Here is a 15327-nt window from a genome sequence, read left to right as displayed (position 1 = left end):
GGTACATGGTCACTGTGGAGAAGTTGCTGCCCTCGGATCGCGACGTCTGGGAGGAACTGTTCCGCGGCTACATCGCCTTCTACGGGCGCGCCGAGCCGCAGAGCATGTACGACAGGGCATGGCAGGAGTTCCAGTCCGGCACCCGGCTGCACGCGCTCGGCGCCCGGCTCGGCGGACGGCTGGTGGGCATCACTCACTTCCTCGTCCACGGCAGCACCTCGGCTCCCGACACCGACCTCTGCTACCTGCAGGACCTCTTCACCGCCCCGGACGTACGCGGCAAGGGCGCGGGAAGGGCCCTGATCGCCGCGGTCACCGAGTGGGCCGAGGCCAACGGCTGCGCCCGCGTCTACTGGCACACCCAGGAGGGCAACACCACGGCCCGCCGCCTGTACGACAAGGTCGCCGTCAACCCGGGCTTCGTCAAGTACCAGATCTACCTTCCCGGAGGCACCCGCCCTCCGGGAAGGTGAGACGGACGATCTGTCGCTATCGGGAGCCTCTGCCCCAGCCGACACCGTACGCCGCCGGAGCCTCGGACTGATCGTGCAACGGCATGGACACCACACGTCCTTCCAGTCAGAGCTGTCAGACTGGATTCAACTGCGGCTCGCATGCGCGACACTTGCGCCTCACTTGTCCGGGGGCTCGCCCGTCAGTGCCCCAGCCGCGCGGTGAGGTCCTTCAGGAGGCCGAGGGCGGCGTCGGCGATGACCGTGCCCGGCGGGAAGATCGCGCCGGCCCCCGCCGCCCGCAGTTCGGCGAAGTCGCCGGGCGGGATCACCCCGCCCACCACGATCATGGTGTCCTCCGCGTCGAGGGCGGCGAGGGCCGCGCGCAGCGCCGGCACCAGCGTGAGGTGCCCGGCGGCCAGCGAGGACACGCCGACGATGTGCACGTCGGCCTCGACGGCCTGGCGCGCCACCTCCTCCGGCGTCTGGAACAACGGGCCGACGTCCACGTCGAAGCCCAGGTCGGCGAAGGCGGTCGCGATCACCTTCTGGCCCCGGTCGTGGCCGTCCTGGCCCATCTTGGCGACCAGGATGCGCGGCCGGCGGCCCTCGGCGCGCTCGAAGTCGGCGCACGCCTCGCGGACGCGCTCGATGTTGGCGGCCGGGCCGGCCTCGTCTCGGTACACGCCGGAGATGGTACGCACCTGGCCGGCGTGCCTGCCGTACACCTTCTCCAGCGCGTCGGAGATCTCGCCGACGGTGGCCTTGGCGCGGGCGGCGTCGACGCAGAGTTTCAGGAGGTTCTCGTCGAGGCCGGGGCCGCGGGTGCCGTTCTGGGCGGCGTCTGCGGCCTTGGTGAGGGTTTCGAGCGCCTGCCGTACCTCGTCGCCGGAACGTTCGGCGCGCAGGCGGCGCAGCTTGTCGATCTGCTGGGCACGCACGGCGCTGTTGTCGACCTTGAGCACGTCGATGGGCTCGTCGGCGGCGGGCCGGTACCTGTTGACGCCGATCACCGGCTGGCGGCCGGAGTCGATGCGGGCCTGGGCGCGGGCGGCGGCCTCCTCGATGCGCAGCTTGGGCAGCCCGGCGTCGATGGCCTTGGCCATGCCCCCGGCCTCCTCGACCTCGCTGATGTGGGCCCAGGCGCGTTCGGCGAGGTCGTGGGTGAGGCGCTCGACGTAGTAGGAGCCGCCCCAGGGGTCGATCACGCGGGTGGTGCCGGACTCCTGCTGGAGCAGGAGCTGGGTGTTGCGGGCGATGCGCGCGGAGAAGTCGCCGGGCAGGGCGAGCGCCTCGTCGAGGGCGTTGGTGTGCAGCGACTGCGTGTGGCCCTGGGTGGCGGCCATGGCCTCCACGCAGGTGCGCACGACGTTGTTGTAGACGTCCTGGGCGGTGAGCGACCAGCCGGACGTCTGCGAGTGGGTCCGCAATGAGAGAGATTTCGGATTTTTCGCGTTAAATCCGGAAACGAGGCGCGACCACAGCAGGCGCGCGGCCCTCAGCTTGGCGACCTCCATGAAGAAGTTCATGCCGATGCACCAGAAGAACGACAGCCGGGGCGCGAACACGTCGATGTCCAGCCCCGCGCCCACCCCCGCCCGCAGGTACTCGACCCCGTCGGCCAGCGTGTAGGCCAGCTCCAGGTCGCAGGTGGCCCCGGCCTCCTGGATGTGATAGCCCGAGATACTGATGGAGTTGAATTTCGGCATCTTCTCGCTGGTATAAGCGAAAATATCCGAAATAATCCGCATGGAGGGTGTCGGGGGATAAATATAGGTATTGCGGACCATGAACTCTTTGAGGATGTCGTTCTGGATGGTCCCGGCAAGCTGCTCGGGCGCCACGCCCTGCTCCTCGGCCGCCACGATGTAGAGCGCCAGGATCGGCAGCACCGCGCCGTTCATCGTCATCGACACCGACATCCGATCCAGCGGGATGCCGTCGAACAACTGCCGCATGTCATAGATCGAGTCGATCGCCACCCCGGCCATCCCGACGTCCCCCGCCACCCGCGGGTGGTCGGAGTCGTACCCCCGGTGCGTCGCCAGGTCGAAGGCCACCGACAGCCCCTTCTGCCCGGCCGCCAGGTTGCGCCGGTAGAAGGCGTTGGAGTCTTCCGCCGTCGAGAAGCCCGCGTACTGCCGGACCGTCCACGGCTGGTTGACGTACATCGTGGGATACGGCCCTCTGAGGTACGGCGCCGCCCCCGGATAGGTCCGGAGAAAGTCCAGCCCGTCGAGGTCGGCGGCCGTGTAGAGCGGCTTGACCCCGATGCCCTCCGGCGTCTCCCACACCTCGCCCGCCACCTCGGGCCCGGCTTCCCGCGTGCCGCCCGCGAGCGGGACGGAGGTGAAGTCGGGGATGCTCATCGTGCCACCTCCAGGTCGTCGAAGGTCGTCCTGAGCACCGCCAGCGCGTCGCACCCGGCGAAGACGCGGCCGTCCACGTGCTCGTACTCCCCCTTCCCCGCCAGCCAGACGCGTCTCGCGCCGGCCCGTTTCAGCGCCGCGGCGACCGCCTCGGCGTGCTCGGGGTACAGCTTGTCGCTGGAGCACAGGCACGCCACCCGCGCGCCGCTGACGGCGAAGGCGGTGGCGATCCGCTCGGCGTCCACGCCGGGCCCGGCGCTCTCGATGGCCAGCCCGCCCGCCTGGAACAGGTTGGCGGCGAACGCCGCCCGCGCGGTGTGCGCCGCGACCGGGCCGATCGTGGCCAGGAACACCGTGGGCCGTTCCGGCTGCGCGTCGGCCAGGTCCCGCAGTTCCTCGAACGGCTCGGAATAGCGCCCGCTCCTGCTCGGCGCGCCGCCCGGCAGCGGCTTCTCCTCCAGGTTCGGGAACTCGCTCACGCCGGTGATCGGCAGCCGCCGGTGCGCGATGTCGGCCTCGCGCCGGGCCCGTACCTCCGCGATGCGCCCGGCCACCAGCTCCCCGGCCCCGTCCGGCAGCCCTCCGGCCACCTCGATCTCCTGGAACCACGTCCAGGCCGCCTCGGCCAGCTCCGCCGTACGCCGTTCCACGTACCAGGAGCCGCCCGCCGGATCGGCCACCCGGGCGGCGCCGGACTCCTCCATCAGCAGCGCGTGGGTGTTGCGGGCGATCCGCCGCCCGAACGCGTCCGGCTCCCTCACCGCGGCGTCGAACGGCCGCACGGTCACCGCGTCCGCCCCGCCCACCCCGGCGCCGAAGCAGGCCAGGGTCGTGCGCAGCATGTTCACCCACGGGTCGCGAGCGGTCATCATGGCCGCACTGGTCACCGCGTGCTGCGCCTGCCGCGCGGGCCCGCCGCACACCTCGGCCACCCGTGCCCACACCACCCGCGCCGCCCGCAGCTTGGCGATCGTGGCGAACTGGTCGGCGCTCGCCGCGTACCGGAACTCCAGTTGCCCGAACGCCTCCTCCACGCTCAGCCCGGCGCCGGTGAGCGTCCTGAGGTGCGCGACGCCCAGCGCCAGCGAGCAGCCGAGCTCCTGCGCGTCACTACCCCCCATGTCGTGGTACGGCGTGGCGTCCACGACCACCGCCCGCAGCTCCGGGTACCCCTGCGCGCACCGCCTGGCCAGGGCGGCCACCACCCGCGGCGCCACCGAGGCGAGCGAGGCCCCCAGATTCCCGCGTACCGGCCCCTGACGTTCGGCGGCCAGCCCCAGCAGGACCTCCGCGGCCTGCTCGGCCAGCGGCCCGGCGTCGAGCACGACGGGCGCGAGGTCCAGGTAGACGTCCTTGAGCACCCGCGGCAGGGCGGCGGCCGGGATCGCGTCCGGGCCGACGGCCAGCCACAACGAGGTGACGCCGTTCTCCAGGTCGGCGAGCACCGCCTCGGGGTCGGCCACGGAATGCCGCTGGCGCACGTCCCAGCCACGCGCGCCGAGCGGCGGCCGGGGCGTGCCGGGCAGGTCGGCGGCGTCGTAGAGCGGCTGGAGCGTGAGCCCGTCGTAGGTCCGGCTGGTCAGCGCCTCGAAGTCGAGGCCGGACTTGCCCAGCACGGCGAGCGCCATCGCGTGCCAGTCGTCACGGGTGGCGGGGGGATACCCGGCTGCCAGTTCCATGTCTCGGATATTAAGCGGAACCGATCCAGAACAATGCTCCGGGGTCGCCTAGGGAAGCGGCGCCTCCCACGTGAGCCGCCACGTGAGCTGTCCCACGATCCCGTCGTCGGCGATGCCCTGGTTGCGCTGGAACCTGCGGCACACGTCACGCGAGGCCGGCCCGTACGCGCCGTCGGCGTCGATCTCCCAGCCGCGCTTCTTCATCTGCGTCTGCCAGGTCCGCACGTCCTGTCCGGACATGACCGGCGGGTACTTCAGCAGCCGCCCCGGAAAGGGCGGCGCCGACGGCGGATCGGGATCCGGCGGCCCCCCGCCGGGACGCGGCGCGCCCTTGCGCACCCACGCGTAGAGCGCCTCACCCGGGCAGTCGGTGGCGAAGCCGTCGCGGTGTCCCTTGATCTCCCGCCCGGCGGCGCCCTTGGCCCGCAGGTGCTCGACCGCGTCGATGATGCCGTGCAGCATGGCGTCGGGCGGCTGCACCAGCCCGGCGTTGCCGACGAGCCCTAGCACTGCGTAGTGACCGGCGTTGAGCCCGGCCCCGTTGGCGGCGGGCAGATGATGCGGCCCCCGCCCCTCGAACACCTTCCGATGCGGACAAACGGCGTACGTGTTGCCGGTGAAGTAGACGGTGCCGCGCCGACGAGCCAGCCAGCTCTGGTTGTCGGTTCTCGGGCACCATATCTCGCCGTCATAGAACTCCCGCCGGACCTCGAAGGTGCCGGTGGCCCGTTTCGCGGCGCTCATCGGCGCGAGGTATCCCTGCCGCCGGATGGTGACCTTCCACATGTCGGTCTTGCAACTCGCGTTCGGCGGGCGCCGGTGAAGGGACGCGCCCTTCCCGGCCAGCACCACCGCGAACATGAAGGCCTCTGCCATCGCGCGGTCCTTCTGCGCGAGCTGGCCCTCGCCCGCGTTGTCCGCGGCCAGGGAGGTCTCGATGAACAGCCCAAGCTGGGCCTTTGTGAGCGTCAGCAGGAAGTCGTGCGAAGGGACACGGCCCGGTGCGCTCTCCAGCAGCCGCCGTCCGGCGTCAGCGGACAGATGGAACTCCACCAGATGCCGGTTGCTCGCCTCTCGCCAGCGGGGCACCCCGTCCGTACCGCGCCCCACGCGTGGGAAGGACTCCACCGGGGGGCCGAAGACCTCGGTCAGTGCTCCGCGGATTCTGGCGACGTTGGCGGCGTTGGCCGCCGACTGGTAGATCGCCACGCTGGTGGACTTACCACCGCCGCGCAGCGACATGATGTGACCTTCGGTCCAGAACCAGGCCACCAGTTCGACGAAGGCGTCCGACCACTTGGCCTCGACCGGCAGGTCGGCGCACGGGGCCGCCAAAGGGATGCGGTCCCAGTAGCCGAGCGTCTCCGAGGTCGCCCAGAGCCGTTCGTACTCCACGACGGTGCGCTTGGCCTCGCCGGTGGCCAGCCACAGACCGTCGGGCCCCTTCTGGCGCGTCGTGCCGGTGCGTCGGCGGTAACGCTCGACCGGCCAGCGGTGCTCGGGCGTGGTGAGGGAGGAGTGCGAGTGGCCCTCCATCCGGATCATCTCCCGGCGCATCGAAGGAAAGACGCACACCTCGAGCACCGGCTGCCACTGCGAGACCCCCAACCGGTGGTTGAGCGTGAGTGCGAGGTCTCCCTGTTCAACTTCGCGGTAGGACTTCCAGCCCTGCTGTGTGAGGATTTCCGTCTCCTCGTCGACGCAGTAGCCGATGTCGATCCAGCCGTTGCCGTCCATGTGGTGGTTCTGGATGGATTGGACAAGAGCGACGCATTTGGCGTGGTCACGCGTGAGGCCGGGGTCGACACGGCCTCCTGTGTAGTGGACCTTCACGCCGCGTGTGGAGTCGAGCTGCGTGTAGTCGCCACGCGGCGGCCGAGCATTCCATGCGCGTCGAAGAATGAGGTCGATGGCCACGGTCTGCTCCCGGGGGATCACGTTGAGGTGACAACTGAGCGTAACGCGGGAGGTGCGGGCCGGTCCGGGAGTTGCCCTTATTCGTCTGGGGCCTCTGGGGTCGTCTGGAGCCGTCTAGGGCCGGATCACCCGCCTCTCCGTGACGATCGCCGTGACGAGGTCGTGGGGTGTCACGTCGAACGCCGGGTTCACCGCCTCAGTGCCCTTGGGCGCCAGCCGTACACCTCGGATGGCCGTGACCTCCTCCGAGCCTCTGTCCTCGATGGAGATCTGCTCGCCGGACGGGGTGCCCTCGTCGATCGTGGACTCGGGGGCCACGACGATGAAGGGGACTCCGGCCCGTTCGGCGCCGAGCGCCAGCGCGTACGAGCCGATCTTGTTGGCGACGTCGCCGTTGGCGGCGATGCGGTCGGCGCCGATGAGCACCGCGTCGATGCCACCCCTGGCCAGCAGGTACGGCCCGGCCGAGTCGGTCACCAGCCGGTGTGGCGCGCCCATGCGGGCCAGCTCCCAGGTGGTGAGGCGGGCGCCCTGCAGCAGGGGCCGGGTCTCCAGCGCCAGGACCTCCCCGAGCCGGCCCCGCTCGTGCAGGGTCTGGACGACGCCCAGCGCCGTGCCCCGTTCCACGGCGGCCAGGCCGCCGGTGTTGCAGACGGTCATGACCCGCAGCCGGTCGCCTTCGAGCAGGTCGGCGCCGCGCGCGCCCATGGCGTGGCAGGCGGCGATGTCCTCGTCCCTGATGCGCAGGGCCGCCTTCAGCGCCTTCTCCGGCGGGAGCGCGGCGACCTGGTCGACGGCCCAGGCCAGGTTGACGGCGGTCGGTCGGGCGGCGCGCAGCCGGGCGATCTGGGCGGCGTCGCCCGCCGCCAGGACGACGCCGAGGGCGCCGGCCACGCCGAGCGCGGGCGCGCCGCGCACCGACAGCCGCCGGATGGCCGCGATCAGGGTGTCGACGTCGGTGATCCGCAGGGTGACGAGCTCGTCGGGCAGCTTCGTCTGGTCGACGAGCTCGATGGCGCCGTCCACCCAGTCAATGGTCCTCACAGGGTCATTGTGGGGCCTCAGCGCTCCGACAGGACGATGACGGAGTCGTGCGGGCCGAACGACACGCGCCGGGAGCGGTCCGGGTTGAGGACGATCCCGTAGTGCGGGGGCTTGTTGCGCGCGTACGCCGTCCGGTAGCCGATGGCGGTCTCCCCGCGCCGGCGGGCCGCCTCGACCACGGTGGAGAAGCCGACCTCGACCCCGGTTCTGACGTAGGCGGCGGCGGGGCGGGGGTAGATCTCCGAGCCGTGGGAGTCGAAGAGGTAGCCGAAGACGTCGGCCAGGTGCTGGTTCTCGGCGAGCTGGGCCAGAAGCAGGCCGATGACGGTGTCGCTGATGACGATGTCGTCGGCCTCGGTGACCTCGGCCAGGGAGCGGTTGCTCTCGTCGTGCATCTCGCTGACGATCGAGTAGTGCTCGCCCAGCTTGGTCTGCATGTCGCGCAGTTGCAGCAGCGTCATGAGCGTGCGGGTGTCGGCGTGGTCCGGTTTGAAGCGGTCGTCGGACAGCACGATGACGTGCTGGAACAGGCCGAGGCCGAGCGCTTCGAGGGCGAAGCGGTCGGTGGTGTCGCAGTCCTTGAGGTTGACGGTGAGGTTGCGCAGTCCGGTGAGGTCGGCCCCGGCCTTCGGGTGGTCGGCGGCGACCTCCAGGACGGAGCCGGGGGCGACGTAGCCGTCGAGGTAGCGCACGATCTGCTCGGCGCGGCCGTTCCAGTTGAGCAGCAGGGTGCGCTCGGGGGCGTGCTTGGCACGTTCCGAGACGGCCACGGCGGACTCGTCGATCTTCGGGGCGCCGGCGGCGGGCCAGATCGAGGAGTCGTCGTGGGCGATGACGATGACCTCGTCCTTGGGACCGATCTCGGTGTCCATGGGCGGGTTCAGCGCGATGCCGGCGCTCGTGCGCAGGCCGATGACGGTGGCGGAGTGGTAGCCGTGCAGCGCCTCGCCGTACGTCTTGCCTGCCAGCAGTTCGGCGGGGCGCAGGTAGATCTCGCCGCCGTCGAAGTTGAGCAGGTCCATGCAGACGACCGACATGCCCGACTGGCGCGAGGACTGGACGATGAGCCGGGAGGCGGTGTCGTCGGAGTCGACGAGGTGCACGAGCGGGCCGCCGGCCAGGCGGGCTGCGGCCATGTTGCGGCCGGAGGTGAGCGCGGCCACGACCGGCGGGTGAATGCCGGAGCGCTTGGCGAGCGCGAGGAGGATCTTGATGACGTGCGCGTCGGGGTCCTCGCCCTCCGGGGAGAGCACGACGACCGAGCGGGCGGCGGCCAGGTTCATGAGGCTGAGGTCGCGGGGCTCGGTGGGGCGTCCCGTGCGGCAGACGATGCGGGTCCTGCCGAGGTCGCCGGCGCGCTCGCGGATCTCCTCCTCCATGGCGAGCTTGTCGCGGTCGGCGAGGACGGCGATGACCGAGCCGCGCTGGCTGGCGTGCGCCTTGGCCAGTTCGCCGACGATCGTGAACACCTGGTCCGACCAGCCCAGCACCACGGTGTGCCCGGACTCGGCGATGCGCGAGCGGCCCCGGCGCAGCCGGTCGACGCGCTGCTTGAGCCCGTTGGACAGCAGGCCGACGAGCATGCTGACGATGAAGAGGCCGCCGAGCGAACCGGCGAACATCACCGTCATGTACGCGACGCTGCCCTTGTCGCTGGCGACCTTGCTGGGGGTCAGGGCGTGCATGAGCGAGATCCAGAGCACGTGGCCCGGTCCGCCGACGCCTTCCGGCTCCTCGGGCGCCAGCCAGAGCGTGAGCCCGCTGACCACGAGGATGAGCGCGACCGAGACGAGGGCGAGCCAGCCGATCAGCGACGGCGTGCCCTTGGACATGGTGTTGTCGAACCAGTACCGAGCACGCTCGCGGAACGTCACCCTGGACACCCCGATACCTCCACATAGGGGGAAATTTGACCAACGACACAAGGTACCGGGCGATCTGCCGAAACGCATGCCGACCGGTAACGTATCGGCCATGGTGACCCCCCTGACACCAGGCGATCCGGAGACTTTGGGCGATTACGTCCTCGACGCCCGACTCGGCGAGGGTGGCCAGGGGATCGTGTACCTCGCCCGCACCCGCTCCGGCGGGCAGGTCGCCGTGAAACTCCTCAGCACCGGGGACCCGGTCACCCGCGCCCGCCTGGCCCGCGAACTCCAGGCGATGGAGGGCATCGCCTCCTTCTGCACCGCCCGGGTGCTCGACGTCTCGGTGTCGGGCTCGCGGCCGTACGTGGTGAGCGAGTTCGTGGACGGGCCCTCCCTCGCCGACCGCGTGCGCTCGCTCGGCCCGCTGCGCGAGGGCGACCTCGAGCGCCTCATCGTCGGTACGGCCACCGCCCTGACCGCCATCCACTCGGCCGGCATCGTGCACCGCGACTTCAAGCCCGCCAACGTGCTGCTGGGGCCGGACGGGCCGCGGGTGGTCGACTTCGGCATCGCCCGCGCCGAGGGGGCGGCCACGATGACCTCCGGCCTGATCGGGACGCCCGCGTACCTGTCGCCCGAGCAGATCCACGGCACGCCCGCCTCGCCCGCCTCCGACGTCTTCGCCTGGGGGGCGACGATGGTGTTCGCGGCGACCGGGATCAGCCCGTTCGGCGCGGAGACGGTGCCGGCGGCGATGCAGCGCGTCCTGTTCGCCGAACCCGATCTGTCCCTTCTTCCCGAACGGCTGCGCGGCCCGATCGCCGCCGCCCTGTCCAAGGACCCGGCGGGCCGCCCGAGGGCCAGGGACCTGATGGTCGCCCTGGTGGACCCGAAGGCCGCCCCGGCCTTCCCCCTCCACCACGGCCCCGCTTCGGGCGGTCCGGGTTTCGGGGGCCAGAGGTCTGAAATCTCCGGCGTGCCGTACACCGGACCTGTTGCCGGAATGCAGAGTGCGGCCCACCTGACGGGCCCGCAGTCACCGGCGCTGACCACGCGGAGCTCGCCCCGCAACCGCAGGCGCGGCGTGCTCCTGGGTGGGATCGCCGCGGTGGTCGCGCTGGCGGCGGGCGGTGCCGCTGTTTTCCTGCTGAACCAGAACCCGGACAGTCCGTGGTCCGCGCGTTCCACCACGCCCCCGCCGTCCTCCACGGCCGCGGCCTCGGCGCCGGTCACCTCGCAGCCGCCGGAGGAGCCCGCGAGCGATCCGCCCACCCCGGTCAAGTCCGGAAATGTCAAGATCCCCAGGGATTTCGCGGGCTCCTGGGCCGGTCACACCAAGTCGACCAACTTCCTGGACACCGATGGCTCCATCAACACGGTCACGCTCAAGGCCGGCGCGACCACGGCGTCCTGGACCGAGAAGGACTCGCAGTCCGAGTGCGCCGCGACCATCCCGCTGACCAAGGCCGAGGGCAAGACGCTGATCTTCACCCTCGGTCCCTCGTCGGGCGGGTGCGTTCCCGGCACGATCTGGCTCACGCTCAACGGCGACGTCCTGGCCTACAAGTGGCGCGACGTGCCGGGCAACGACCTGGTCACCCAGACCGGCGACCTGCGCCGGCGCTGATCACACCAGCTGATCACACGAGCTGATCACACCAGGCGCCCGTCGCGGGCGACGACCCGGCCGGACTTGACGACCAGGGACCGGGCCGGGCGTACGCAGACCGCCTCGGCAGGGGTGCGGGCGTTCACCACCACGAAGTCGCCCGGGTCCCCCACCGCGAACCCGGCGCGCCGGCCGGTGACGCGGGCGCCGCCCAGGGTGGCGGCCTCCAGGGCGATCTCGATCTCCTCGTCGCGGACGAACCGGCTGCGCTGGGCCAGGAACAGTGCCCGCTCCAGCATGTCCCCGTTGCCGTAGGGGCTCCACAGGTCGCGTACCCCGTCATTGCCCGCGCCGACCGGGACCCCGGCCTCGCGCAGGGCCGTGAGGGGCAGCGGCGGGGCGCTCGCGGGCGCGACGGTGGCGAGCGAGACGCCCGCCTCGGCCAGCCGGGCGATCACGCGGGCCTGGACGTCGGCGGGCACCTCGCCCAGCGCGTAGCCGTGGGAGATGGTGACCTTGCCATGCATGCCGAGCGCCAGGGTGCGCTCGATGATCAGGTCGTACTGCCACACGCCCAGCGGGCCGCCGTCGTGCAGGTGGATGTCGACGCCCGCGCCGTGCTTCTCGGCCAGGCCGAAGACCACGTCGAGGTGCTCGACGGGGGCGTTCTCCAGCCCCGCGGGGTCGATGCCGCCGACGAGACCGACGCCGGCGGCGAGTGCCCGGTCCATGAGGTCGGCGGTGCCCGGGGCGGTGAGCAGGCCGGCCTGCGGGAACGCGACCAGGTCCACGGTGATGCGGCCGTCGAGGCGGGCCACGGCCTCGCGTACCGCCTCGACCGCGGCCAGGCCCATGGCGGTGTCGACGTCCACGTGCGAACGGGCGTGGGTGGTGCCGGAGACGACCATCTGCTGCAGGAGCGCGGTGATGTAGTCGGCGCTGGGCAGGCCGAGCGCGGGGCGGGCCTCGACGCCGTTGCGGATCTTGCCCATGAGGCCGGGCCCGGCGTCGTGCGGAACCCAGGGGCCGCCCCACATGGTCTTGTCGACGTGCGCGTGCGCGTCCACGAACCCGGGCAGCAGCAACTGGCCGCCGAGCCCCTCCACGGGCACGCCGTCGGCGGCCAGGTCCGTACCGGCGGCGGCGACGGCGCCGTCGCGGATGAGCAGGTCGGTGAGCGCGTCGGAGCCCCAGATCCGGGCATCGCGCAGGAGCAGGTCGGTCATCCCCCGAAGATAGTGGTATACCGTTATTTCACGCAAAATCCTTCGACACCGGATGGCGCTGACCTGGATCATTGAGCTCATGTCATCCGGCCTGCCCATGAACCTGTGGCTCGACGACGCCGATTCGGCCATCGACGTCATCGACGCTCTCGCCCTGTCCCCGTTCGCCACCGGCACCCAGCCGTGGTCACGGCAGGCCGAGCTGGAGCGCGTACGCCCCGACGCCGCCCTGCAGCCCGCCACCGGCAAGGTGGTACGCACCGCGAAGGTCGAGGAGGGCACCGAGTCACGCCTGGTCACCGGTGAAGGCTGGACGCTGCGCGTCGTACGCCATCGCAACCGCACCGCCACCGTCTCCGTCACCGCCGTCAGCGAGGACCTGGCCCGCTCGGTGCTGCGCGAGTGCACCGACGGCGCGGAGGAGCCCGAGCCGGCCGACGACCACAGCCGCATGGGCTTCTGGTGGCGCGGCCCGCACGGCGGCCACCGCTCCGAGAAGCCGATCACCACGCAGGCCTGGTCGGAGATCTCCGGCAACTACTCCGGCACCGCCCGTACCTCCATAGACGCCCTGATGGCCGTCACCCCCGCGGAGGTGACGGGCCGCCTGGTCCTGCTCCACGGCCCGCCCGGCACCGGCAAGACGACGCTCCTGCGCACCCTCGCCGGCCAGTGGCGCGAATGGTGCCAGGTCGACTGCGTCCTGGACCCGGAGCACCTGTTCGCCGAGCCCGGCTACCTCATGGAGGTCGCCGTCGGCTACGACCAGGAGGACGACGAGGGCAGCTCCCGCTGGCGCCTGCTGGTGCTGGAGGACTGCGACGAGCTCATCCGCTCCGGCGCGAAGGAGATGACGGGCCAGGGCCTGTCCCGCCTGCTCAACCTGACCGACGGCCTGCTGGGACAGGGCCGCGACGTGCTGGTCGCGATCACCACGAACGAGGACCTCGCGCGCCTGCATCCCGCGGTGGTACGGCCCGGCCGCTGCCTGGCCCAGATCGAGGTCGGCGCCCTGTCACACGCGGAGGCCACCTCATGGCTGGGCACCCAGGACGGCATCGGCCCGGAAGGCGCCACCCTGGCCGAACTGTACGCCAAGCGCAACGGCACCGCCCTGGCCCCGGCCGCCACCGCCGAACCCACCGGCCTGTACCTCTGAGAGGCACGGCGTGACCGTACCTACCCGGCCGCCGGAATGCTGATCGCCCTCGTCTGAGCGGGAGGCGGGGGTTTGATCGTCAGCTTCATGCCCCAGTCCGCGTACCGGATGTCCTCGACGAAGCCGAACCATCCCTGCCCGTGCGTGGCTCCCTTGAACGAACTGTGGTCGGGCCGGCGCCACCTGACCCAGGCGCGGCGCACGAGGTCATCCTCACCGACCCACAGGCGCCATTCGATCGGCCATGAGCCGCGCTCGTCCTCAGGCTCCGGCCGCAGTTCCGGCAGGACCTCCCACAGCCGGCGAAACGTCATCACCCCCTGGTGGAGGGTCGTGGACACCTCGTCGTAGGTACCGGAGGGCCGCTCCGACGTCGTGGTGGACAGCACGGCCGCGAGCACGGCCGGCTTGTCCAGACGGAGATCGCCCGCCGCCAGACGCAGCTCACACGTCCACGGATAGCGGACCCACTTCTTGTCCTTGACGTGCGTCTGCAGCGGGCCCTTCTGCCACAGGTGCTTTCCGATGCAGATGTCGCGGGAGCCGCCTACCTGATGATCCACCAGGTCGGTGGCCACCACCTTGCCGGCACCGAACCCGACCACGCCTTTTGTGGGCTTGAAGCGGCGCCACCCACGCCCGTCGTTGTATGTCCTGTGTACGACGACCCGCACACCACGACCTTCGACCATCTGGTGCTGAATCGCGGTGACCGGATCGCCAACCGCGGCCGCGCTGGTAGCGGGCGCGCCGGTCAGGGCGGATCCGGCCAGCGCGAGGACCATGGCCGGTGTCCATCGCCTCATCAGGTGACGTTCTCCCTCAGGATGAGGGCGGCACTCCCGCCGCCCGAGCCGACGCGATCGAGCTCGTCCGCGCTCCGTCGATCATCCCGCACACTCACCGCGCCCCGGTCGATGGCGGCCACGATGAATTTGTGCACTCGATGGCCGTCCTTGGTCTTCTCCCCTTTCGGTCAGGGATAGATGCCAAGGTGTCGCGCCCCTTTGCGCGGCGTCATCATCCGGTAGCGGCGGGAACGGCTGGTTCATGTCATCGGGGACATCTCGGGTACCGCGCCACGACCTGCCACGGGTGATCCTCAAGGGCGTCGCCCAGGTCGTCTTCCAGCCGAATCCCTGGGTGGGGCTGGTGTTTCTGGTCGCGTTGTTCGCGGGCGGCTGGCGGTTCGGGGTGTTCGGGCTGTTGGGCGCGGTGACCGCCACGCTCACCGCCCATCTGCTGGGTGTCTCGTGGAGCGAACGGGTGGCCCCCGGTCTGGAGGGGTTCAGCGGGACGCTGATCGGGGTGGGGCTGGCCCTCTACTTCGACGTGAGCTGGATGACCGTCCTGCTCGTGATCTTCGGCGCGGTCGCGGGCAGCGTGCTCACCTCGGCGCTCGACGTGCTGCTGAAGCCGTACGGGCTGTCCTGCCTGACCGCGCCCTTCTGTGTGATCACGACGGTGATGGTGGTCGGGGGGTCCTCGTTCAGCAGGGTCTGGGCCCGGCAGGTCAGTACGGCCGCGCCGTCCGCGACCGCTCCGGGCACCGGCATGAACTGGGACCACCTGTGGCGGGGCACGTTCACCGGGATCGGCCAGGTCTTCCTCCAGGACCAGTGGTACGTGGGCCTCATCTTCCTGACCGGGCTGGTGGTGGCCGGCTGGCGGGTGGGGCTGGTGGCGCTGGTGTCCAGCGTCGCCGGGCTGCTCACGGGCTGGGTGCTGGGTGCTCAGGCGGCCGATCTGGGGGCCGGGCTCTACGGCTACAACTCCGTGCTGACGGGGGTCGCGCTGTTCGGCACGTTCGTCGTGGCCACGCCCGTGAGCGCCGGTTACGCCCTGATCGGCGTGGTGGGCGCGGCCGGGCTCACGGCCGGGGTGAGCAACCTGTTCGCGGTGGCCGGCGGCCACACCCTGACCTGGCCGTTCGTGCTGGTGACGTGGACGTTCCTGGCGGCTGTGCCGATGTTCTCCAGGATCGCGCGCACGTGACGCGTGACT

The 15327-nt window shown here is 71.1% G+C and carries 12 protein-coding genes; 4 read left to right on the top strand and 8 right to left on the bottom strand.

Annotated elements, in window-relative coordinates; genetic code table 11:
• The first annotated feature begins 5 nt into the window (after positions 1-5).
• On the top strand, positions 6-473 hold the full coding sequence (locus tag ACFWYW_RS39875; protein ID WP_379617302.1) for a GNAT family N-acetyltransferase: 468 nt from the start codon (positions 6-8) through the stop codon (positions 471-473).
• Positions 474-655: 182 nt separating this feature from the next.
• Here the strand turns inward: ACFWYW_RS39875 and scpA are convergent, their stop codons facing one another.
• The 5 genes from scpA to ACFWYW_RS39850 form a co-directional block, all read right to left on the bottom strand.
• Entirely contained in the window at positions 656-2821 is a 2166-nt protein-coding gene (gene scpA, locus ACFWYW_RS39870) for a methylmalonyl-CoA mutase (protein ID WP_379617304.1), read from the bottom strand.
• On the bottom strand, positions 2818-4500 hold the full coding sequence (locus ACFWYW_RS39865; protein WP_379617306.1) for a methylmalonyl-CoA mutase family protein: 1683 nt from the start codon (positions 4498-4500) through the stop codon (positions 2818-2820). The genes scpA and ACFWYW_RS39865 overlap by 4 nt, the downstream gene beginning before the upstream one ends.
• Positions 4501-4548: 48 nt before the next feature.
• On the bottom strand, positions 4549-6417 hold the full coding sequence (locus ACFWYW_RS39860) for a peptidoglycan-binding protein (protein WP_379617308.1): 1869 nt from the start codon (positions 6415-6417) through the stop codon (positions 4549-4551).
• 114 nt (positions 6418-6531) lie between these two features.
• On the bottom strand, positions 6532-7461 hold the full coding sequence (gene mtnA / locus ACFWYW_RS39855) for an S-methyl-5-thioribose-1-phosphate isomerase (RefSeq protein WP_379617310.1): 930 nt from the start codon (positions 7459-7461) through the stop codon (positions 6532-6534).
• Positions 7462-7478: 17 nt separating this feature from the next.
• A complete protein-coding gene (locus ACFWYW_RS39850) occupies positions 7479-9344 on the bottom strand; it encodes a potassium transporter TrkA (protein WP_379617312.1) in 1866 nt (621 codons plus the stop codon).
• Between the two features lie 91 nt (positions 9345-9435).
• Here ACFWYW_RS39850 and ACFWYW_RS39845 point away from each other — a divergent pair, with 91 nt between their 5' ends.
• Entirely contained in the window at positions 9436-10956 is a 1521-nt protein-coding gene (locus tag ACFWYW_RS39845; protein WP_379617314.1) for a protein kinase, read from the top strand.
• Between the two features lie 26 nt (positions 10957-10982).
• Here the strand turns inward: ACFWYW_RS39845 and ACFWYW_RS39840 are convergent, their stop codons facing one another.
• Positions 10983-12164 (bottom strand): amidohydrolase, encoded by a 1182-nt coding sequence (locus tag ACFWYW_RS39840; RefSeq protein WP_379617316.1) that lies wholly within the window; start codon positions 12162-12164, stop codon positions 10983-10985.
• Between the two features lie 79 nt (positions 12165-12243).
• Between ACFWYW_RS39840 and ACFWYW_RS39835 the strand changes: the two genes are divergently transcribed.
• Positions 12244-13323 (top strand): DUF5925 domain-containing protein, encoded by a 1080-nt coding sequence (locus ACFWYW_RS39835; protein WP_379617318.1) that lies wholly within the window; start codon positions 12244-12246, stop codon positions 13321-13323.
• Positions 13324-13343: 20 nt separating this feature from the next.
• On the opposite strand, the gene ACFWYW_RS39830 is transcribed toward ACFWYW_RS39835, so the two are convergent.
• Both ACFWYW_RS39830 and ACFWYW_RS39825 read right to left on the bottom strand, forming a co-directional pair.
• A complete protein-coding gene (locus ACFWYW_RS39830; RefSeq protein WP_379637420.1) occupies positions 13344-14129 on the bottom strand; it encodes a hypothetical protein in 786 nt (261 codons plus the stop codon).
• A complete protein-coding gene (locus tag ACFWYW_RS39825) occupies positions 14129-14266 on the bottom strand; it encodes a hypothetical protein (RefSeq protein ID WP_379617322.1) in 138 nt (45 codons plus the stop codon). Before ACFWYW_RS39825 ends, ACFWYW_RS39830 begins: the two co-directional genes overlap by 1 nt.
• A gap of 152 nt (positions 14267-14418) precedes the next feature.
• Between ACFWYW_RS39825 and ACFWYW_RS39820 the strand changes: the two genes are divergently transcribed.
• Positions 14419-15318 (top strand): urea transporter, encoded by a 900-nt coding sequence (locus ACFWYW_RS39820; RefSeq protein ID WP_379617324.1) that lies wholly within the window; start codon positions 14419-14421, stop codon positions 15316-15318.
• The last annotated feature ends 9 nt before the right edge of the window (positions 15319-15327 follow it).

The organism is Nonomuraea sp. NPDC059023 (assembly GCF_042740095.1).
Classification (GTDB): Bacteria; Actinomycetota; Actinomycetes; order Streptosporangiales; family Streptosporangiaceae; genus Nonomuraea.
This window is presented reverse-complemented; position numbering and strand designations above follow the sequence as displayed.